The organism is Streptomyces lydicamycinicus (assembly GCF_000829715.2).
Lineage (GTDB): Bacteria > Actinomycetota > Actinomycetes > Streptomycetales > Streptomycetaceae > Streptomyces > Streptomyces lydicamycinicus.
The window spans coordinates 826,203-846,755 of sequence record NZ_BBNO01000007.1 but is presented as its reverse complement, the minus strand read 5'-3'; the positions used below and the strand labels follow the sequence as shown (position 1 = coordinate 846,755).

The window sequence follows — 20,553 nt, the reverse complement described above, 5'->3', positions numbered from 1 at the left end:
ACAGTGTGCTCGACAGCCACGTCATGCGCCTCGCCTCCTTCGCCGGCCTCCCGGTCGCTTCCAGGAACGTCCCTGCGTCAGGAAGTCGGACGTGATCACCCGGTGCGCCGACACCGGGGGCTTGTGGCCGGAGCCGACCCGATCACGCGGCGTGCGCTGGAGATGCCCCGCCGCGCTCCGGCCGAAGAGCACAGAAAGAGTCTGCGGATAGCTGTCTGCGCCCGCTGTCAGCAGGAAGAAGGCACTGCGGGCTGCTCTGTTCGTCGAATGCGGAGGCCAACCGCAAAGCCTCGATCGGCGCCCTCTTCGCACTGAGCGCCGACTGTCGTCGAGTCACATCCCTCCGCAGGAGATCCTCATGGACTACTTCGACCTCGGGACCTTCACCCGGCCCGTATCGACACGTTCACCGGAAGCACAGCTCTGGTTCGACCGTGGCCTCGTATGGAGCTACGCGTTCAACCACGAAGAGGCGGTCACCTGCTTCGAAGCGGCGGCAGCAGCGGATCCCGGCTGCGCCATGGCGTACTGGGGCATTGCGTACGCCCTGGGCCCCAACTACAACAAGCCCTGGGAGTTCTTCGACGATGCCGATCTGCGGCGCTCGGTGGAACGGGCGCATACCGCCGTCGAACGGGCCCACGCACTGTGCGACGGCGCCACCCCGACCGAGCGCGCGCTCATCGAGGCGCTGCGCGAGCGCTACCCGGCCTCGCGCCCCGCGACGGACTGTTCCCTCTGGAACGAGCCCTATGCCGAGGCCATGCGCGCCGTATACGAACTCGCACCCGACGACCTGGACATCGCCACCCTCTACGCGGACGCGTTGATGAACCTCACCCCGTGGCAGCTGTGGGACCTGCGCACGGGCGAGCCCGTTGTCGGCGCGCGCACGCTGGAGGCGAAGGCCGTCCTAGACCGCGCGTTGCTGACCGCGACCGGCAGCGATCATCCGGGCACGCTCCACATGTACATCCACTTGATGGAGATGTCGCCGACACCGGAGAAGGCTCTTTCGGTCGCCGACCGACTGCGAGGACTGGTCCCGGACGGGGGCCATCTGCACCACATGCCCTCACATCTCGACGTGCTGTGCGGGGACTACCGACGGGTCGTGTCGGGCAACAGCGACGCGATCAAGGCCGACGAGAGGTACCTGCGGCGAGCCGGCGCGATGAACTTCTACACCCTGTACCGCTCGCACAACTACCACTTCAAGATCTACGGCGCGATGTTCCTCGGCCAGTCCAGGACGGCATTGGAGACGGCCGCGCAACTGGAGGCGTCCATCCCCGAGGAGCTGCTGCGCGTGGAGAGCCCGCCCATGGCCGACTGGCTGGAGGGCTTCCTCGCCATGCGGGTGCACGTGTTGATCCGCTTCGGCCGGTGGACAGACATCCTCGCGCTGCCGATGCCCTCCGACCTGGAGCTGTACTGCGTCACCACGGCAATGCTGCACTACGCGCGCGCAGTGGCCTACTCCGCCACGGGGGCAACCGACGAGGCCGAGGCCGAACGAGAGCTGTTCCGCCGCGCGGCCGAACGGGTTCCCGAGACGCGGATGCTGTTCAACAACACGTGCCGGGACATCCTGGCGATCGCCTCCGCCATGCTTGACGGCGAACTCGCCTACCGCAAGGGCGAGTACGACGCGGCGTTCGCCTCCCTGGAGCGCTCCATCGAGCTCGACGACAACCTGCCCTACGACGAACCGTGGGGCTGGATGCAGCCGACCCGTCACGCCTACGGGGCGCTTCTGCTGGAACAGGGCCGGGTCGAAGAGGCCGAGGCCGTCTACCGGGCCGACCTCGGGCTCGACAACACCCTGCCCAGGCCCTTGCAGCATCCAGGAAACGTCTGGGCCCTCCACGGCTTCCATGAATGCCTCGTGCAGCTCGGCAAGACGGGGGAAGCCGGCATCGTCGCCCAGCAACTCACTGTGGCCACCGCACTCGCCGACGTCCCTGTCGAGGCGTCGTGCTTCTGCCGCCTCGACACCGCGGGCGCGAAGAGCGGCTACAGCTCCGACTGAGCTGGTGACCGTGCGAACTGATGCCGTGTAACGGCTTCCTCACTACCCGCCTGCTGCACTTCGCCTCACTCCCCCGCGAACCGCGACCATCGCGGCGCGGCTCTCCGGCCGCTGTTGCTCCGCGCGCTCGTAGCCTGGGCGACGGGGGTTTTCCCGAACTGGTGATGCCGTCCTGGAGACCGGCGTGGGGCCGTGGTCTGTCTACGGTTTGCCGGCACTCCCCATGCCTCCTGCGGATGCCCTGACCTGGGCTGGCCGTCGACTCGACCTCGGCCACCTCGGCACCCGCTCAAACGGCCCCAGACACCACGTGGGCCTGCCCCCGCCCGGCCCGCGGGGACATACTCCGCGGCCCGGAGCCGGACATGGCGGTGCGCCGCAGACGCAGGACTGCGGCGCACCAGGGGCTGGTGGGAGTGACCAAGTCTCACCGTCTCACCAGCGGCTCATTTTCAGTGGCTGTGGCCCCAGTGACCGTGGTGGTGTCCGCTGTGGCGGCCCCAGCTTTCGATGTCGACGATGCGGTGGTGGTCGTTGCGCAGGATGGCGGTGTCGCTGTCGTCCCACACGTAGGTGCGGCGGTCCTGGTAGAGGTCCCAGCGGTTGTCGCGTCCGATGCCGGTGTGGACACGGACCTGGCTGTGGCCCCTCAGGCGCACATTGCCGAAGCGGTAGGTCTGCCCCGAGCGGTCGGACAGGGTCCATCCGCGGAGGTTGACCGGACGGTGACCATTGTTCTTGACCGTCACATATTCCGCGTTCAGGCTCCGGTTGGAGTAGTCATCGCGCCCGGGGCTGTCGTACTGGATCGCCCCGAGACTCACCGCCGAGCGGTGGTGGTGGTGCGGGGCCGGAGCGTGGTGGCCGTGGCCGGCCGCGGCGGCCGGGAGGACAGCGGTGGCCGCGAGAGCCGCAGAGCCGAGGACAGCGGCGGCGATACGTGAAGCGTTACGGGACACGAAAACCCCCTGGATACGGCGCCACGACAGGGCGCCGGAAACCGGACGCCCGGCCGGTTTGACCGGGCCCCCACACAGTGACGGCCGGTCACGCCTTGGCGGAAGAAATCCGGTTTGGTGTTACAAAACACGGACATATACACAACCCCAGCAAGCCAGGCGCACACTCCCCCGCGCTCACCAGCTCCGATGCGACGCCCCGTACATGCATCCAGACGCCCCATGGGGTTTCCACCGGTGCATCACCAGGACAGGGAACGAGCCGACCCAACCGAACGACGACTCGTGAACCAAGCCAGGGAGTGGGTAATTCGCCCAAACACCAACTGGCTTCCTCCCCGGGGCTCTGGTGCAGCAGTGCACACGCTGCGGCGGGGAACCGCCGTGGCTGATCACGGCGTGGTTGTCGCCGGACGCTGCCCGAAGAGGAGGTCGAACACCTCGCGGAGCACGAACACCACCCGCTCGGCCGGTGTGAGCGTCTTGAGGTCCAGCAGCACCCTGCAAGCCAAATGCCGCACGTGAGGCAGGCCTTGGCCTCGGCGCATCGGGCCGACCGGCGGAATTCTCCGAGCAGGACCGGGGCTGACCTGATCATGAGTGAGATTCTCGTAACGGGCGCGACCGGCAATGTCGGCCGACAAGTTGTGGTCCAGCTCCTGGCCAGGGGCACCGCTGCGCGTGCACTCGCAGTCAGGTGTGAACGAGGACGCCGAACGGCAGACCGATCCGATCACCCAGCTCCACGCCGATATGGAGCGCCTGATCGAAGAATCCGGCCTGGAGTGGACCATCCTGCGGTCGAACACCATCGCCTCCAACGGGCGCGGGTGGGCCCAGCAGATCCGCACCACGCACGCAGTTCGCGGCCCCGACATCGCCGCCACGGCGGTGATCCACGAGCGCGATATCGCGGCCGTGGCGGTACATGCGCTGACCGAGGACGGGCATGTCGGCGCGAAGTACGTCCTGACCGGTCCGCAGGTACTGAGCAGAGCCGAGCAGGTGCAGACGATCGGGGAAGCGATCGGCCGCCTGGTGACCTTCGAAGGGGTCCCCGTACAGGTCGCACGCCGGCAGATGCTCGCCGACGGCAGGCCGCCTGCTCTCGTTGAGGCGCTGTTGGCGAGCGCTGAATCGCGGCCCGTATCGAACGTGATCACGTCCACGGTGGAAGAGATCACCGGAGTGCCGGCGCGCACCTTCCGCTCATGGGCGGAAGAGCATGCGGAGGAATTCCGCTGGACGAGCAAGCCGCAAACCCCTCGTCACCTCGGCGACCAGTTGGGAGCCCGGTGACATGCCGACCCCGGCGCTGGCCTTGACGCCGGTGTCAAGGTCTAGCGTCTCGAGTGAACAGGGAGGAGCCGCCGTGCGGATTGGGGAGCTGGCCGAGCTGGCCGGGGTGAGCACGCGGTCGCTGCGCTACTACGAGGCGCAGGGGCTGCTGAGAGCCCGGCGGGCCGCCAACGGCTACCGCGAGTACGGGGACGAGGATCTGCGGATGGTGCGGGAGATCCGCTCGCTGCTGGACCTCGGCTTCGGGCTGGAGGAGACCCGGCCGTTCGTCGAGTGCCTGCGCGACGGGCACGAGACCGGCGACCGCTGTCCTGACTCGATCGCCGTCTACCAGCACAAGCTCGCCGAGTTGGACGCATGCATGACCCGCCTCGGCGAGGTGCGCGAGCGGGTCGCCGGGCAGTTGGAGCGCGCTGTCGCCGCCCGGTTGGCCGATCCGCGCTGCGAGTTCTCCCCGTGAGTTTCCGGATGATCCAGACCGGCCGGCCCGAGAGCAAAGGATGCCCTGATGACCACGACCGCCTCCGCCGTCGTCACCGTAACCGACGCCACCTTCGACCAACTGGTGCTGCGCAGCGCGCGGCCCGTCCTCGTCGAGTTCTGGGCACCCTGGTGCGGTCCGTGCCGGCAGTTGGCGCCAGTGCTGGACCAGATCGCCCATGAGGAGGCCGATCGTCTGACCGTCGCCAAGCTCAACACCGACGAGAATCCCGCCACAATGATCGCCTGCAATGTCCTTGCCGCCCCCACCTTGCAGCTCTACCGAGAGGGCGAGCTGGTGAAGGAGATGGTGGGCGCGCGGCCGAAGCGGCGGCTGGTGCAGGAACTGGAGGACGTCCTGCCGCACGTCGGCCAGACGGATTGACTCCGAGCCGGTCAGAGGGCCGGCGAAGAGCTTGCCCCACCGGGTCACCTCTGGCGCTCCTGACTATCGCCACCGTCGACGACGACCCCGGAGACGTTCCCGTCGCCCCTGGCTGAGCCGTCGCCGCGTCGGTGGGCCGAAGCAGCCGTGCACCGGGGCCGTCTGCTGGACCGCGCGCGGCTGTGTGCCCGGCTCCGTCGCCGGGCGAGCCTCGGGCTTGGTGGGGGGCGGCCCCGGGCTCCACTGTCGCCTCCCCCGCGGACGGGGTACCGAGGCGGGACGAGGACCGCACGAGGCCACCAGCCCCCTGCCCGACGAGTGCGGAGTTGACGCCGATGCGGTGGCCAGCACCGCGTCTTCACGCAGGATCGCTCCAGTCACTTCGCAGTTGAAGCCGACCCCGCCGACGTCCTGGTATGAGCATCCGGGCGCCGCACCGCCGAGGAAGGCGGAAAAGCCGGGGGATCTGAGGGCACCGCTCACGATCCCCCAGCGGCACTGGGCCACTGCGGGCGTGTCAGCGCACGGTTCCGTCCCACTGCCAGTCCGCGCGCCGGGGCAGGCCGGGTAGCGGGGTGCGGCCCGTACACCACAGCAGAGTGTCGGACGGGGCGTGCCCGGACGGAGCGTCGGGGAAGAGCCGGGCGAGGACGGCGGTGCTGAGGCCGTCGGGCGGGGCCCAGGGCAGGCCGAGGGTGCGGGTGATGTCGTAGGTGTGGAGGGCCAGTTCGGTGATCCCCATGGCGGCGAAACCGGTGGCGTCGGAGTGGCCCCAGGGGTGCCAGGCACGTGCTTCGGCAGGCGTGTCGCGGACGGTCGAGGTGAGGAGGGAGGCGGCGATGCGGAGGCCTTCCAGGCAGGCGGGGATGGGGGCTTGGGGGTCGAGTGAGGCGAAGAGGGTGATGTAGCGGTCGTCGGGGCGGGCGATGAGCAGGCCGGTGTAGCCCATCAGGCCGAGGGCGAGATGGTCGAGGGTCTGGCGGCAGGTCCAGTCGAGGGCGTGGGCGGGGCGTGACCAGTCCTGGTCGGCTCCCTTGAGGAGGGCGGCCAGGCAGTCGTCGGCGGCAGCGGCCAGAAGGTCCGTCCATGGCACGGTGGTAGCGGGAGCCGTCGGGTTGGGCGGGAGCTGAGTGGTGGCTGTGGGTGTCACGGTCACTTGTCGTCCGCCGGCTTCTTCAGGATCTCGATCACGCTCGCGTAGCTGTCGGAGCCGTGGCCTGCGGCCTTGGTCCGTTCCATGGCGGACTTGAGGAGTTCGGGCAGGGCGTTGTCGATGCCGCGGGCCGCCGCCGCGTGGATGAGGTGGTCGATGGCCGCGATCTGTACGTCAACGGTGGCGTCGTCGCCCGGGTAGCGGCCGGCGTCCACCTGGGGCGCGTAGGTGGTCAGGAAGCCGGCCACGGCGGTCAGCCAGCGGATCGCGACAGGGGTGAAGGCCGTGGCCGGTGTCTTCTCCGCGCCGACCAGCGCGGTGCCGTGCAGCCAGCCGGTCATGGTGGACCACATCAGGCCGAGCAGCGCGGCGTCGTAGAGGGAAGCCAGGCCCGGGTCGGTGCCCAGGTGCAAGGGGTCCCCCAGGGTCGCCAAGGTCGGACGGTGGGCTTCGAAGACGGCGTGTGAACCGCTGTAGAGGAACATCATCTCGGGGCTGCCGACCCCCGGCGGGGTGGTCATGATCGCGCCGTCGAGGTAGTCGGCGGCGTGTGCCCGGGCCCACGCGGCGGCCTCGTGGGCCTGCTCCGGGGAACCGGAGGTGAGGTTGACCAGGACCTTGCCCGCGAGGGAGCCGGCGACAGGGTCGAGGACGGCATGCAGCACCTCGTAGTCCAGTACGCAAGCGATGGTCAGCGGGCTCGCTGCGATCGCCTCCTCGGGTGTCGCGGCCAGGCGGGCGCCCCGGTCGACCAGCGGCTGGGCCCGGTGCGCCGAGCGGTTCCACACGGTGGTCTCGTGGCCCCGCTCCAGCAATGCGGCGGCCAGCGCCGACCCCATTGAGCCCAAGCCGATGACGGTTACTGCCGGGCGATCAGAATGCATGCCACAACTCCCTGGATGTCCGCCTGCGGCGGCTGGTCACGTAAGGACCAAGATCGCAGCGTGCGACGGCCGGGAACAGTGACGCTGGTGACAGCAACCACCAAATTCCTGCCATACCCTTCGGGGTATGAATCCTGGTTCCGTCGCCGTGGTCGTGGCCGAGGACATCGACGTCCCCTCATGGGATCTGTACGAGTTGAGCATCCCCTGCACCGTCTTCGGGAAGCCGCAGCCGGACCTGGCCGACCCCTGGTACGACCTGCGGCTGTGCAGTACGGGGCAGCGTCAGCAGGACAGCTCTACGGCCGGGGCCGGGCTGGCAATGCGGACCCGCTACGGGCTCGATGACCTTGTCGGTGCCGACACCGTCATCGTGCCCTCGGTGCCCGACCCCTGCGTCGAGGAGGGCAGACCGCTGCCGTCGGCACTGATCACGGCCCTGCGCCATGCCTACGACGCAGGCGCCCGCATGGTCTCCCTGTGCACCGGCGCCTTCGCACTCGCCGAGGCGGGGCTGCTCGACGGACGACGCGCCACCGCCCATTGGATGCACACCGCTCAACTGGCCGAGCGCTACCCGAAGGTGCAAGTCGACGACTCGGTGCTGTACGTGGACGACGGCGATGTGCTCACCAGCGCCGGGCTGACCGCTGGACTCGACCTCTGCCTCCATCTGGTGCGCCGTGACCTGGGCGCACACGTCGCCAATCAGCTGGCCCGGAGGATGGTGGTGCCCGCCCACCGGCCCGGCGGCCAGGCGCAGTTCATCGACCTGTCCGTACCCACCACCGACGCCGGGAGCCTGGGGCCCGTCCTGGACTGGGCCCGTAGGCACCTGGACCAACCCCTGACGGTCGAGGACCTGGCTCAGCGCGCAGCGATGAGCCCGCGGACCCTCCACCGGCGACTCCAGGCAGCCACCGGGACCACTCCACTTCAGTGGCTCCTCAACCAGCGCCTGGTACGGGCCCAACACCTGCTGGAATCAACAGACTTGCCCATCGAGAAGGTCGGGGAGCTCAGCGGCCTCGGCACGGCGAACAACCTCCGCCACCACTTCCTCAAACAGATCGGGGTGTCGCCCAGCAACTACCGACGGGCCTTCCCCCGGACGATGCCCGAGTCATCCCCCTCTCCGCTCGATAGCCGGGCCCAGGAGGGAGAGGACGGAGAGGGCCGACAGGGCCGACAGCGGACTGACCGCGGTGCACCCGATACCCCGGTGACGCCAAGGGCGACGGGACCAGACGATTAATGCCAGGGCCCTGCCCGGGCAGAGTGCTGCGCGGATCCCCTTACGCGGCGGTCGGCGGTGCCGGTGTGAACGTCACCGCACGTGCCGGCGTGCGGGGCCTTCCTGGTCCTGCGGACTCCTCAGCCCTGCGGGTCGATTGCCACGGAATAGAGCACCTTCCCGTCGATGTCGCGCAGCCGTACGGTCATGACCTTGGACGAGCCGTCGATGTCGACCTCGCCGAAGTACTGGTAGCCGAACGCCGGATTGTTGTGCTCCGCGTCCGGGGCGAGGGCCTGGAAGCGCACCTGGGGGCCGAAGGTGCCGTCGAGCCTGTTGGGCTCGTTGGCGACGATGGCGTTGAGGGGTCCGGAGACGAACTCCCAGAACGGCGTGAAGTCCTGGAAGGCTGCCTTGTCCGGGTCGTAGTAGTGGGCGGCGGTGTAGTGCACGTCCGCCGTGAGCCAGACCGTATTGGCGATGTGCCGCCGGTGGATGAAGGACAAGACCCGGGCGATCTCCCCTTCGCGGCCCAGCGGGGCGCCGCCGTCGCCCTGCGCTATCGCCTCCTGGGCGGCGCCGTCCGGGACCACGAGGCCCAGCGGCATGTCCGCGGCGATCACCTTCCAGGTCGCCCGCGACGCCGCGAGCTCGCGCTCAAGCCATGCGACCTGCTTCGCACCCAGGATCCCGCTGTCCGTGGCGGGTCCGGCGTTCGCACTGTTGGCGTCCCGGTAGCTGCGCATATCGAGTACGAAGACGTCGAGGAGCGGCCCGTAACGGATGACCCGGTGGACGCGGCCATTGCCGCTGGGACCCGTCTCGATCGGCAGATACTCGAAGAGCGCCTGCCGGGCGCGGGCGGCGAGGACGTCCACGCGCCGCTCGGTGTAGCGGGTGTCGGTGAGCACTTCGCCCGGATACCAGTTGTTGAGGACCTCGTGGTCGTCCCACTGGTTGATCTGCGGGACGGCCGCGGCGAAGGCGCGGAGGTTCTCGTCCATAAGGTTGTACTTGTGCTGGCCGCGGAACTCGGCCAGGGTCTCGGCGACCTTGGACTTCTCCGGGGTCACCAGGTTGCGCCAGACACGGCCGTCCGGGAGGGTCCGGGTCTCGGGGATCACGCCATCGGCATACCAGAAGTCGCCGCTGCACAGGAAGAAGTCCGGGTCGCGCTCCGCCATGGCCCGGAAGATGCGGTAGCCACCGGCGTCCGGGTTGATGCCCCAGCCCTGGCCCGCCAGGTCGGCGGACCAGACGAAGCGCACGTCGTCGCGGACCGCGGGCGCCGTGCGCAGCCTGCCGTTCGCGGGCTCGCCCACGAGCGAGGCGTCGCCGGGGTCGGCGAGCCGCACCCGGTAGTGGATGTCGCTCCCGGCGGGCAGCCCGGACACCTTGACCTTGCCCGTGAAGTCGGTCTCGGCCGTGAGGACGGGGCCGGGTATGGTCACCGACCGCGCGAAGTCGGGGCGGGTGCTCACCTCGACCGCCATCCGGGCGGGCCGGTCGGCCCGGGTCCAGACGACGCCGCCGTGCGCGGTGACGTCGCCGGTCTGCACTCCGTGGGTGAGGGCGGGGCGCCCGCTCCGCACGAGGGCCGGCGCGGCGAGAGCGGGTCCGGCACTCGCGAGGGCGGCGGGCAGGGCGGCTCCGGCGCCCAACAAAAGGCCGGATCGCAGGAGTTGGCGTCGCTGGATTGCCATGGTCAGTGCTCCCTGGGTGGCTCGACGGCAGGCGTATCTGCACGACTTCACGCATGTCTAGTCACCCGCGGGAGCCGGCATCCCTCGGCTCGGTGAATGGGCGGGGGCGCCGGGCCCAACTAATTCAAGCCACGCGAAGAAACGGACACGACTCCCCAAACGCCCTCTCAGAGTCCGAAAGGTACCGACCGACGCCACACCGGCCGCTCGCCGAGCTGCCCGAAGCCGCCGTGCAGTGCCCCTTATCCCACCAGTCGAGACGGAAGCCGGTGGAGGAAGACCGGGAAACCTCTCGCACACTACTCTCTCGTACACAAGCGATAGAGCGGGAGGCGGCCATGGAGATCGACGAGTGCGTCATCTTCGCCCTCGGCAAGGCGTATCAGAAGGCGCACGGCGAACTGAAACACCGCCTGAAACCACTAGGTCTGACGGTGCCTCAGTACTCCGTGCTGGCCGGCCTGTGGGAACAGGACGGCCGTACCGCGGCCCAGTTGCGTGAGCGTCTGACCATGGACAGCGCCACTCTCACCGGCGTCCTCGACCGGCTCGAACGTTCCGGCCTTGTCGTCCGGTCCCCCGACGAGAAGGACCGGCGCCTCGTGCGCCTGCGGCTCACGAAGGCGGGCACCGCGCTGCGCGAGGAGGTGCAGCGCACGGTCGCCGAACTCAACGGGGAGCTCCTGCGACTGCTCCCGCCCCAGGAGGCGGAGCCGCTGCGCGCCGCGCTGCGCACGATAGCGACGGGAGAACGGTGACGAAGGCGACCGAACCACGCGTCCACCCGGCCTGGGGCATGCTCGCCCTGGTCCTTCTCGGACTGCTGACCGCCCAGGGCGCCCGGATCGCCTTCGGCGCCTTCGTCCCCGCCTGGAGAGAGGGGCTCCACACCGACCTCGGCACCATCAGCCTGATCGGCATGGTGAGTTACCTCGTCTACGGGTTCACACAGCCGGTCGTCGGCCAGCTCGCCGGACGTTTCGGCTCACGGGCGGTGCTCTGCATCGGCGTCTTCGTCGCGGGCGTGGGCCTGCTGCTTTCGTCCACGGCGTCCTCCGTGCCGGGCCTGATGTTTTTGTACGGGGCGCTCGCCTCGCTCGGTTTCAGCGCGGCCTCCGGCGTGACCGCGGGACTCGTGGTGCGGCACTGGTTCACCGAGCGCCGCGGCCTCGCCTTCGGCCTGGTCGAATCGGGCTTCGGCGCGGGCCAGTTCATCTTCACCCCGCTCTCCCTGTTCCTGATCGAGGCGTACGGCTGGCGCAACACCCTCGTCGTCGAGGGCGTCCTGCTGACGGCCGTCGTGGGACCGCTGGTCACCCTGCTGCTGCGGTCGACGCCCGCCGACCGGGGCCTTGAACCGTACGGCGGCCCCGACCTGACGGAGGTACCGCAGCACCAGGCGGACCAGGACAGCGGGCGCCCCACCGCACGAGAGGCGCTGCGTTCCCCTCTGTTGTGGGGACTGCTCGCGCCGTTCTTCGTGTGCGGGCTGACGACCACGGGTCTGATGGACACCCATCTGGTCTCCATCTCCCATGAGCACGGTGCCTCCACCGCGCTGACCGGCACGGCGGTAAGCCTGCTCGCCCTGGCGAACATCGCGGGCACGGTTGCCTCAGGTCCGCTGAGCGACCGCTACAGCTGCGCCCGCCTCCTCGCCGTCCTGTACGGGGTGCGCGCGCTGATCCTGACCCTGCTGGCACTCGCCCCCTATGGGGCGTGGCTCGTGGTGCTCAGCATCGCCTTCGGCCTCGTCGACTTCGCCACCGTGGCACCCACCCATCTGATCGCCACCCGGAACTTCCCGGCCGCGTCCTTGGGCCTCGTCTTCGGCCTGCTGTCGATGGCACACCAGGTCGGCTCCGCACTCGGCTCGTATCTGCCGGGCCTCCTCTTCGACATGACGGCCAGTTACACCCCGACCCTCCTCGCCTCTTCCGCGGCCCTGCTCGCAGCAATGATCGGCTGTCTCATCACCTTGCCCGTCAACTCCTACTCCACGAGCGCCGCCCAGCCGCAGCCAGAGCCACGGCCGCTGAGCCGCAACGCCGCTTGAGAAGCGGTAGATCTGTCGATCGTTTGGGGTGGGTGCGGTTCGCTCGGCAACAGCTCCTTGGGTAGATGTCACGCTGAGCTACTCGTCACTTGGTTCGCCGCTCGTAACGGCACCCCTACTCGGCCGGTCACGGCCACGAGCTCGCTGCCGGGCATGCGCCGGCCGGGGATGGCCCCCGTGGACAAGTCAAGGCAGGTGCTCATGTCTAAGGGCTGTCCCGTAAGTGATCTTCCAGATCTCGCTACCTAGGGCCTGTCCGACGGGTCCGCGTGACTGCCTTACATGGCGATCGTTCTGGTCGGCGTGGCGCGGGGTGATCTGTCGAACGAGGAATGGGCCCGTCTGGGGCCTCACTTGCCGAAAACGTTGGACGCGGCGGGCGTTCACACCAGCACGCTGCCGGTGCCCGCAAGCGGGCACCGCGGAAACTCGGTAAGCGCACCCAGCCTGCCCAGCATCGCCCCGATGAAGCCCTCGGCCGTTCACGCGGCGGGCTGAGCACAAAGATCCACCTGGCTGCTGAAGGAGGGCTGCGGCCTCTGGCCCTGTTGGTCACGCCCGGACAGTGGGGCGACGCCCCACATATGGTCCCGGTCCTGGACCGGATCCGCGTTCCCCGCCCGGCAGGCGAGCACCCGCGCACCCGGCCGGACCATCTGAGTGGCGGCAAGGCGTACCGTTCCCGCCGCAACCGCTGTTACCTACGGCGCCGGCAGGTCAAACACACCATTCCCGAGCGCCGCGACCAGCGGACCCACCGCCAGAACCGCGGCAGCCAAGGAGGTCGGCCCACCAGCTTCGACCCATCGCGCTACGCCCGCAGGAACGAGGTCGAGCGGACAATCAATCAGCTCAAGGGCTTCCGGGCCGTAGCGACCCGCTTTGACAAGCGGGCCTACGTCATTCACGGCACCGTGACCGCGGCTGCGGTGCGGCCCTGGCTCCGCTCTTGACCCGCCGGACAGTCCTTAGTACCAGCTCTTGGGGTGCGGTGCGCTCGCCGGTACTTTCAGGGCGATACCGACCTCACACTTGGGGCTCTGACTCTCCTCCGTGGCAGAGACGTCCTCGTAGACCGTGACCTTGCGCTGCTGCTTCGCCTCTACGACGTACTCCTCGGCGGAGGAACTGTCAGCGGGGTGAATCAGGTAGTTGATCCTGTAGCGGAAAGCCACATCGGACGGGTTCTTGATGGTGAGGTCATACTTGTAGCGGTGGTAGCCAGTGGCGGTGGTTCCGGAGTAGCGGCAGTTCGAACCCGTGATGTCCCTATTTGCGTCATCCCCATCCGGGTTGTAGGAGGGCATAGCTGAGTGAGCCGACTGGCCAGCCTTACCCCCCGAGCCGTTGCCGCCCTTGGGCGCGCCATCACCACAAGCTGTAAGCGCGGCAGCGCACGTCAGTGTGAGTGCAGCAGCTACGACAGAGCGTGCGTGGAACATTTGACTCCCCGTTGGTTCGCATGACCGAGTTGTGGTCAGCCAACTAACTTACGCGTACGCCCCGTTAATGATCAAGGGCGGTGCCTTGCCTCGATCCGTCGGACACCCCCTAGTTCGGAAGGGTCATGCACGAGAGCTTTGAACGTCAACTGTTGGTGATCGAGCTGGGAGAGGATGTTTGTGCCTCGTGGGGTGTCCACCGGGGAAGCACAATGGACGGTAGGGCTGGAAGCCACGGGGTTCGGCTTCGCGCCTGACCGTCACGCCACGTCCGTCAGGTGGTCAGACCGGCACTGGTCAGCCAGATGTGTTCGCAGGTCGCGGATGCCCCTTGCAGCGTCTCGCGGGACTCTTGTGAGGCGTGGTAGAAGGTCCGCTCGATCATCCAGCACAGGGCGCGTGCCATCGCTGAGGCTTGTTCTGGTTCGGTGCCGGCCTGGATGCCGGCCCGTTCCAGGACGGCGGTGATGGCCGTGATGAACAAGTCCGCTGTATGGCTCCACAGCTCGCCGATCTCCGGCACGGTCAACGACAGGTCGATCGCCGTGCGCATGACCAGGCCGTGCTCGTTCCACAGCTCTACCGTGCGCTGCATGGCTTCTGCGATGGCCTGGCGGGGCTCGTCGGTCTGCGCGGTGGTCCGGGACCGCTCCCACAGATGCTCGACGGTACGCGCCACGAGTGCCACAACTACTTCTTGCTTGGAGCCGAAGTAGAAGTACAGGGCGCCGCGTGTGATGCCGGCGCCCTGGGCGATGTCGCCGACGGTCATGGCGTTGTAGCCCTTGTGCGCGAGCAGGGCTTCGCAGGTGTCCAGGATGGCCCGCTCCCGCAGATCGCCCTTGCGTTCGGTGCTGCGTCGGCTCCGCGCGGGGTGGTGGCTGGGCATCAGAGCTGAGCACCCTCGTCGAAGTCGGTCGTGCGGGAGAGCGTCTCCCATGCGCGGATGTCCTCGTCCACGGCAGTGCGCGCAGTGGTGACCAGCCGCAGCGCGTCCGAGCCCAGGACGAGGTGGGCCGGCGGCTGGTCGACCGAGGCGATGCGCACGACGGCTTCTCCGGCCTTGGCCGGGTTGCCGAGCTGGTTCCCGCTTGCTTTCTGCCGCGCTTCACGGATGGGATCGAACAGCTCGTCGTAGTCGTCGATGGTCCGCGCGGCGCGTGTCATGGACCGTCCGGCCCAGTCGGTGCGGAAGGAGCCGGGCTCGATCGCCGTCACGTGGATCCCGAACTGTGCGACCTCCTTGCCCAGTGCTTCGAGGATGCCTTCCAGGGCGAACTTGCTGCCGCAGTAGGCGGACATGCCGGGCACGGCCATGAGCCCGCCCATGGAGGTGACGGCCATCAGGTGTCCGCGGCGGCGTCGGCGCATGTGGGGCAGTGCTGCCTGCAGGGTGGCCACTGCCCCGAATACGTTGATCTCGAATTGCCGCCGCACCTCGGCCAGCGGGGTTTCCTCGAAGGTGCCCTCCAGGCCGTAGCCGGCGTTGGCGATGACGACATCCAAGGGGCCGACGCCTCGCTCCACCTCCGTGATCACATCCGAGACGGCGTGGTCGTCCGTCACGTCCAGGATGCGGCCGCGAGCGTAACCGGGCTTAAGCCCCTCGAAGGCCCGCAGGTCCTCCTCGGAGCGGACCGTGCCGACAACGGTGTGACCGGCAGCCAGGGCGGCCTGGGCGAAGGCACGTCCCAGGCCCGTGCTGACGCCGGTGATGAGCCAGTTCTGCCTCTGCATTGCTCCTCCAGGAAGGTCTCGCGGGGAGCGGGACTGCTCCCCGCCCAGAAAGTCTACACAGTGTAGATTTTTATCTTCTCCACGTTGGTTTTGGGTTACTCAACGGCATCACGCCTGGCCGGGGGAGATCCGGCCGCACCGAGACCGGGGCCCGCTGGCGCACGCCGCTGTGCGCACTGGCTGGTGAGCTGCGGTGCCGTCCCGCGAAGTCACTCCGGCCGTCACCGTCCACATCCGGCAGGTCGTGGCCTGGCATGGTCTGGCGTCGCGGATCATTACCAGGATGCCGAGTTGCGGTGGCCGACGGACGCATCGGTGGGTCCTGCCAGCGGAGACGGACTGATCAGCGTCAGGTGACTGTTCACCTCCGGGATCATTCCCACGTGTCTGGTGTGATCACGGCGTCGAAGTCATCCTGGACAGCCCCGTTCACCGGGCTGAGCCCACAGCAGTTCGGCAAGCTGATCACAGCCTTGCGGCGTGAAAGAACCGACCAGGCACGCAGGGGCCGGCCGTGGAGCTTGCCGCTGGAGGACCGGGTCCTGCTGGTCGTCGCGTATTGGCGGACGAACCTGACCTTTCGGCAGTTGGCGTCGTTGTTCGGGGTGTCGAAGTCGGCCGCTGGCCGCATCATCGACCACCTCGGGCCATTACTCGCTCTCCAGACCCGTAAGCGGTTCCGCGACGGCACCGTGTTGATCGCGGACGGCACCTTGGTCCCCACCCGCGATCACACCGTCGCCGAGCAGTCGAAAAACTACCGCTACTCGACCAACCACCAGGTCGTCATCGACGCCGACACCCGGTTCGTGGTCGCCGTCGGCCGGCCTGTCCCGGGCAACCGCAACGACTGCAAGGCATGGGAAATCTCCGGCGCAAAGGCCGCTGTCGGTCACACACCACCGTGATCGCCGACGGTGGTTACCGGGGCACTGGACTGGTCATCCCGCACCGACGCGAACCCGGCCAGAGCGAACTCCCAGCCTGGAAAGAGGACCACAACACCTCCCACCGGAAAGTCCGTGCTCGCGTCGAGCACGCCTTCGCCCGCATGAAGGCGTGGAAGATCCTGCGCGACTGCCGCCTCCAAGGCGACGGTGTCCACTACGCCATGCTCGGCATCGCCCGTCTGCACAACCTCACGCTGGCTGGATAGGAGGAGCCGCGCTGGCCACCATCACACCGGAGGTCATTATGGGACAGCCCTTAGGCGGAAGGATCCGGCCCGCCGATTCGCTCGGCCGTGTGTGATGTCGGATTCCTGGCCTGCCGGATCGCTCCAGGTGGGTATGCGGTGGGCAGCTCGGTCAGGCGTCTTCTGCGCTGGCTGGCCAGGTGAGACGCCTGGCGAAGTGGGCTCCCGCTGCCAGGGCCATGAAGACCGCAGTACAGCCACCGAGCACCATGACCGCGGATGGAGAGGTGCGGTCCAAGACGACTCCCCCCAGAAACGCGCCGATGGAGATCGTGGCTTGGAAGGACGCCGTGAACAGGACCGATGCTGCTTCGGGGACAGACGGCGCCGCCTTGGAAAACCAGGTCTGGGATGCGACCGGCACCGCGCCATAGCCAACGCCCCACACGATCAACAGGGCGACAGCACCGGCCTCCCAGCGGCCCACCATGGGAAGCAGAAGAGTCGCAGCCGCAATGAGTCCGGCCGCAAGTCCGAAGACCGTCCGCGGATACTGCGCCGCCCGAGTACCCCCGAGAAAGTTGCCGAGGATGCCCGCAGCACCGTAGATCAGCAGAAACGTAGTGATCAGGCTGCCGTCGGCATGAGTGACCTGTTCCAGGAACGGTGTCACGTAGGTGTAGGTGCCGAAGTGGGCAAGCACGATCAAGAACGTCAGCAGCAGCGCGAAGCGGGTGTTGCTGCTGCGGAACATGCCTCTGAGAATGCTCAGCCGGGTGGCCTGGACGGGAGGCAGCGGGGGCACGACGAGGAGCAGCATGACCAGCACCCCGACCGTCAGCGCACCCATGGCCGTGAATGCCGTACGCCACCCTGCGAGACCCCCGATGAGGGTTCCGGTCGGTACCCCGAGGACGGAGCCCAACGGGACAGCGGAAAAGATCACGGCGGTTGCTCTGCTGACCGAGGCCGGCGGCACCAACCGCTCGGCCAGCCCAGCGCCTATCGACCAGAACCCACCGATCGTGACCCCCACCATGACCCTGGAGATCAGCATGAGCCCGTAGTCAGATGCCGCAGCAGCAAGGAAATTCGCCAGGGCCAGCAGGAGCATGAAGACGCACAGCATGAGGCGACGGTCGACGCGTGCGGTGGCCACAGTGACCAACGGCGCAGAGACGGCCGCGAGAAGCCCCGGCATGGTCATCATCAGCCCTGCCACACCATCGGAGACGGTGAAACTGGAGCCGATCGAGGTCAGCAGGCCGATAGGCAGGATCTCCGTGGTGACGATGGCGAATATTCCGAGCATTACCGAGACTACGGCCAGCCAGCCGATGAGCGGCGACCGAGTGGGCAGAGGTGCGTCGTCGACGGCAGCGGTAACGGTGGGGGACATGAGTTCCGTCCTGTGATGGGCAGTGCGTCGGCAAACAGCTCAGCAGGTGGTGCCCCCGGTCAGCTGGCAGGAATACGACAGCATCCTCACGCCAGCAGTTGATGTCGTATTCCTGCCAGGGCAATGCCACCTGCAATGGTCAACACGCCCCGCATCCACAGCCGCCATGTGAACCGAAGCACTGTCCCGCGCGTCGCGCGTATGAAGTCGTGTCCTGCTGCGAAGGGATGATGCATGTCGCAAGCCGTGTGGGGAGTCGGCCTGTGCACGGTGGCCGGAGCCGTTTGCCCGTGGGCAGCGGTGCAGGGCCTTCTCCGGGACCGTGTGCCGGATGCCCCGTTCGCGCAGGTAGGCGCGACACGGCCCGTTGCTGTAGGCCTTGTCGGCGGCCCAGGCTGTCGGGCTTCTTGCGGGGCCTGCCGGGACCGGTCCGGGGAACACGGATCTTCTCCAGCACGGGCTCGAACTGCGTGCAGTCCGCCCGCTGCCCCGGGGTGACGACCAGGGACAGCGGGCGGCAGCAACCGTCCGCGCTCAGGTGGACTTTGGTGGTGAACCCGCCCCGCGAGCGGCCCAGGCCCTCGCCTCCCGCACCACCTCCACCAGGCGGGCGGCGAGGCTCTGCCACGGCGTCTCGTCCTGGTGGTTCCCGCGCCCAGCCCCCTTTGAGGCCAGCGCCGACGGCGGGTCGGCGCGGGCGCCGGCCGCTTGCTGGTGGGCACGCACGATCGTCACCAACGAGCGAGACAGGCGATGGTCCTAGCCGTCTCCGCACCGGGCAGCGACCGGCCCGTCCGGAAACGCCAACGGCCTGAACCGGATCTCGGTGGAGGGCTCCGCGGTCGCCCTGGTGAGCGAGGCGCAACCGCCCCGGTTTCGTCCGACGCCGCTTCACCACCCGCTAGTGACCGGCCGTTCGGTGCGGGACGCCGGGCGGGCCGCGGCTCAGACGACCAGGACCCGGCGCCCCCGGGTGTGGCCGGCGCGGCTGTCCGTGTGCGCCGCCGCTGCCTCGGTGAGCGAGTACGACTTCTCGACCGGGATGTGGAGCATGCCCCGCGAGATGAGGTCGACGGCCTCGGCGAGCGCGTCCGGCACGCTGCCGGCCACGCCGGAGAACCGGACGCCCAGCTGCGGCGCACCGAGGTCGGCGATGGAGACGACCTTGCGCGGGTCCCCGGTCAGCTCGACGAGTTCGCGGATCACGCCCGAGCCGGCCAGGTCGAGGGCCGCGTCGACCCGGCCCAGGTGCCGCACCCGTTCGACCCAGCCCTCGTTGTAGGTCGTGGCGAGGGCGCCCAGGCCGCGCAGGTAGTCCTGGTTCGCAGCCCCGGCCGTGCCGATCACCTTGATGCCGCGCTCGCGGGCGATCTGCAGCACCGCCGACCCGACGCCACCGGACGCGCCGCTGACCAGCAGCGTCTGCCCGGGCCGCACGCCGACCTCGCGGATGATGCGCAGCGCGGTCTCCACCACCGACGGGTACCCGGCCGCCTCCTCGAAGGCCAGTCCCTCGGGCATCCGGGCCCAGGCCGACAGCACGGCGAATTCGGCGTACGTGTCGGTGCCTTCGCCGAACACGCGGTCGCCGACCTCGACCCCCTCGACGCCCTCGCCGACCTCATCCACCACCCCGGCGGCGTCCAGTCCGACCCCGGCGGGCAGTTCGACCGGATGGGCTCCCAGGACCTGGCCCTCCCGGATCCTCCAGTCGACGGGGTTGACACCCGCCGCCCGTACGGCGATGCGTATCCGACCGGGGCTCGCGTGGGGCTCCTCGGCTTCCACCAGTTGCAGGACCTCGGGACCGCCGAACTCGGCGAAGCAAATTTTCCTCATGCGACCGAAGGTAACCCTAACCGTTAGGATTTCACAACGGTTAGGGATTCATACCTGGTAGCGTCAGGGCATGACCGAGCCGTCCGGACGCCGCGAACGCAAGAAGGCCGCGACCCGTCAGAAGATCGCTGACACCGCGCTGCGACTCTTCCTGGAGCGCGGGTACGACGCTGTGGGCATCCGCGACGTGGCGGCCGAGGCCGACGTGGCCGTCACCACCGTCTTCGCCCACTTCGCCTCAAAGGAGGCCCTGGTGTTCGAGCGCGACCAGGACTTCGAGCAGCGCCTCACGAGGGCAGTAACCGACCGGCCTCCGCACGAGCCGCTCATCCCGGCGCTGCACCGCGAGGTCCAGGCCCTGGTGCGGCACTGCACGGCGGAGGGCAGCGCCCCCGTCCGACGCATGATTGAGGGATCACCCGCCCTGCGGGAATACGAGGAGTCGATGAGCCTGCGTCACGCGCAGGCGCTGGCAGCGGCGCTGGCCGCCGATCCTCACCTGTCCCGGAGTGCGACGGCCTGCCGAGCGACCGCGCGGTTCGCCATCGACGCCTACGCGCTGGCCTGCCGGGCGGACGATCCCGGGGCCACGGTGGACGAGGTCTTCCGGATGATCAAGGCGGCCTGGGAAGCCACCGCGCCCTGAGCCGGGGACGCCGGCGCGCTGCGGCCGGCGCCGGGGCCGGGCACGACACGTGCGGGTTGCCCTGGGCGGCCCGTACCGGACCTGTTCGCCCGATCATGTGGCTACCGTCGGTCTGGGTCGTCGGCTGTCGGCTCGGGCATCGGGTGGACTGCACCCAGATCGAGCTCGTG

The 20,553-nt window shown here is 68.6% G+C and carries 17 protein-coding genes and 2 pseudogenes; 10 read left to right on the top strand and 9 right to left on the bottom strand.

Annotated features, from left to right (window positions below):
• Positions 1-358 precede the first annotated feature (358 nt).
• Positions 359-2,032 (top strand): tetratricopeptide repeat protein, encoded by a 1,674-nt coding sequence (locus TU31_RS26175; RefSeq protein WP_042158779.1) that lies wholly within the window; start codon positions 359-361, stop codon positions 2,030-2,032.
• Positions 2,033-2,484: 452 nt separating this feature from the next.
• On the opposite strand, the gene TU31_RS26170 is transcribed toward TU31_RS26175, so the two are convergent.
• Positions 2,485-2,991 carry a lamin tail domain-containing protein gene (locus TU31_RS26170; RefSeq protein ID WP_042158778.1) on the bottom strand — a complete coding sequence of 169 codons (507 nt, stop codon included), beginning with the start codon at positions 2,989-2,991 and terminating at the stop codon, positions 2,485-2,487.
• Between the two features lie 699 nt (positions 2,992-3,690).
• Here TU31_RS26170 and TU31_RS26165 point away from each other — a divergent pair.
• From TU31_RS26165 to trxA, 3 genes are all read left to right on the top strand, one after another.
• Complete coding sequence (locus tag TU31_RS26165; RefSeq protein WP_245698724.1) at positions 3,691-4,290, top strand: NAD(P)H-binding protein; 600 nt, start codon at positions 3,691-3,693, stop codon at positions 4,288-4,290.
• Between the two features lie 73 nt (positions 4,291-4,363).
• Entirely contained in the window at positions 4,364-4,750 is a 387-nt protein-coding gene (locus TU31_RS26160) for a MerR family transcriptional regulator (RefSeq protein ID WP_042158777.1), read from the top strand.
• A 48-nt stretch (positions 4,751-4,798) separates the two neighbouring features.
• Positions 4,799-5,155, top strand: coding sequence for a thioredoxin (gene trxA, locus TU31_RS26155; protein ID WP_042158775.1), 357 nt, complete (start codon positions 4,799-4,801; stop codon positions 5,153-5,155).
• Between the two features lie 517 nt (positions 5,156-5,672).
• Here trxA and TU31_RS26150 read toward each other — a convergent pair.
• Complete coding sequence (locus TU31_RS26150) at positions 5,673-6,311, bottom strand: maleylpyruvate isomerase N-terminal domain-containing protein (RefSeq protein ID WP_042158773.1); 639 nt, start codon at positions 6,309-6,311, stop codon at positions 5,673-5,675.
• Positions 6,308-7,192 carry an NAD(P)-dependent oxidoreductase gene (locus TU31_RS26145; protein WP_042158771.1) on the bottom strand — a complete coding sequence of 295 codons (885 nt, stop codon included), beginning with the start codon at positions 7,190-7,192 and terminating at the stop codon, positions 6,308-6,310. Before TU31_RS26145 ends, TU31_RS26150 begins: the two co-directional genes overlap by 4 nt.
• 148 nt (positions 7,193-7,340) lie before the next feature.
• Between TU31_RS26145 and TU31_RS26140 the strand changes: the two genes are divergently transcribed.
• Positions 7,341-8,447, top strand: a complete 1,107-nt coding sequence (locus TU31_RS26140; protein ID WP_423606674.1) for a GlxA family transcriptional regulator — start codon at positions 7,341-7,343, stop codon at positions 8,445-8,447.
• A gap of 119 nt (positions 8,448-8,566) precedes the next feature.
• Here TU31_RS26140 and TU31_RS26135 read toward each other — a convergent pair whose 3' ends face one another.
• Entirely contained in the window at positions 8,567-10,129 is a 1,563-nt protein-coding gene (locus TU31_RS26135; RefSeq protein WP_042158768.1) for an alkaline phosphatase D family protein, read from the bottom strand.
• Between the two features lie 338 nt (positions 10,130-10,467).
• Here TU31_RS26135 and TU31_RS38775 point away from each other — a divergent pair, with 338 nt between their 5' ends.
• The 3 genes and pseudogenes from TU31_RS38775 to TU31_RS37210 form a co-directional block, all read left to right on the top strand.
• Complete coding sequence (locus TU31_RS38775; protein WP_042158765.1) at positions 10,468-10,887, top strand: MarR family winged helix-turn-helix transcriptional regulator; 420 nt, start codon at positions 10,468-10,470, stop codon at positions 10,885-10,887.
• Positions 10,884-12,185 (top strand): MFS transporter, encoded by a 1,302-nt coding sequence (locus tag TU31_RS26125; protein WP_052719051.1) that lies wholly within the window; start codon positions 10,884-10,886, stop codon positions 12,183-12,185. Before TU31_RS38775 ends, TU31_RS26125 begins: the two co-directional genes overlap by 4 nt.
• A 380-nt stretch (positions 12,186-12,565) precedes the next feature.
• Positions 12,566-13,138: pseudogene (locus TU31_RS37210) on the top strand (IS5 family transposase); the annotation flags it as partial.
• Positions 13,139-13,153: 15 nt separating this feature from the next.
• Here TU31_RS37210 and TU31_RS38770 read toward each other — a convergent pair.
• From TU31_RS38770 to TU31_RS26105, 3 genes are all read right to left on the bottom strand, one after another.
• Positions 13,154-13,360 (bottom strand): hypothetical protein, encoded by a 207-nt coding sequence (locus TU31_RS38770; RefSeq protein ID WP_158894664.1) that lies wholly within the window; start codon positions 13,358-13,360, stop codon positions 13,154-13,156.
• A 541-nt stretch (positions 13,361-13,901) separates the two neighbouring features.
• On the bottom strand, positions 13,902-14,516 hold the full coding sequence (locus tag TU31_RS26110; protein WP_018093608.1) for a TetR/AcrR family transcriptional regulator: 615 nt from the start codon (positions 14,514-14,516) through the stop codon (positions 13,902-13,904).
• Complete coding sequence (locus tag TU31_RS26105; protein WP_042158760.1) at positions 14,516-15,364, bottom strand: oxidoreductase; 849 nt, start codon at positions 15,362-15,364, stop codon at positions 14,516-14,518. Before TU31_RS26105 ends, TU31_RS26110 begins: the two co-directional genes overlap by 1 nt.
• A gap of 383 nt (positions 15,365-15,747) precedes the next feature.
• Here TU31_RS26105 and TU31_RS26100 point away from each other — a divergent pair.
• Positions 15,748-16,520: pseudogene (locus TU31_RS26100) on the top strand (transposase).
• A 151-nt stretch (positions 16,521-16,671) separates the two neighbouring features.
• On the opposite strand, the gene TU31_RS26095 reads toward TU31_RS26100, so the two are convergent.
• Both TU31_RS26095 and TU31_RS26090 read right to left on the bottom strand, forming a co-directional pair.
• A complete protein-coding gene (locus TU31_RS26095) occupies positions 16,672-17,898 on the bottom strand; it encodes an MFS transporter (RefSeq protein ID WP_042158758.1) in 1,227 nt (408 codons plus the stop codon).
• A gap of 945 nt (positions 17,899-18,843) precedes the next feature.
• Entirely contained in the window at positions 18,844-19,737 is an 894-nt protein-coding gene (locus tag TU31_RS26090; RefSeq protein ID WP_042158755.1) for an NADP-dependent oxidoreductase, read from the bottom strand.
• Positions 19,738-19,807: 70 nt separating this feature from the next.
• On the opposite strand from TU31_RS26090, the gene TU31_RS26085 reads away from it, so the two are divergent.
• Positions 19,808-20,383, top strand: a complete 576-nt coding sequence (locus tag TU31_RS26085) for a TetR/AcrR family transcriptional regulator (RefSeq protein ID WP_042158753.1) — start codon at positions 19,808-19,810, stop codon at positions 20,381-20,383.
• The last annotated feature ends 170 nt before the right edge of the window (positions 20,384-20,553 follow it).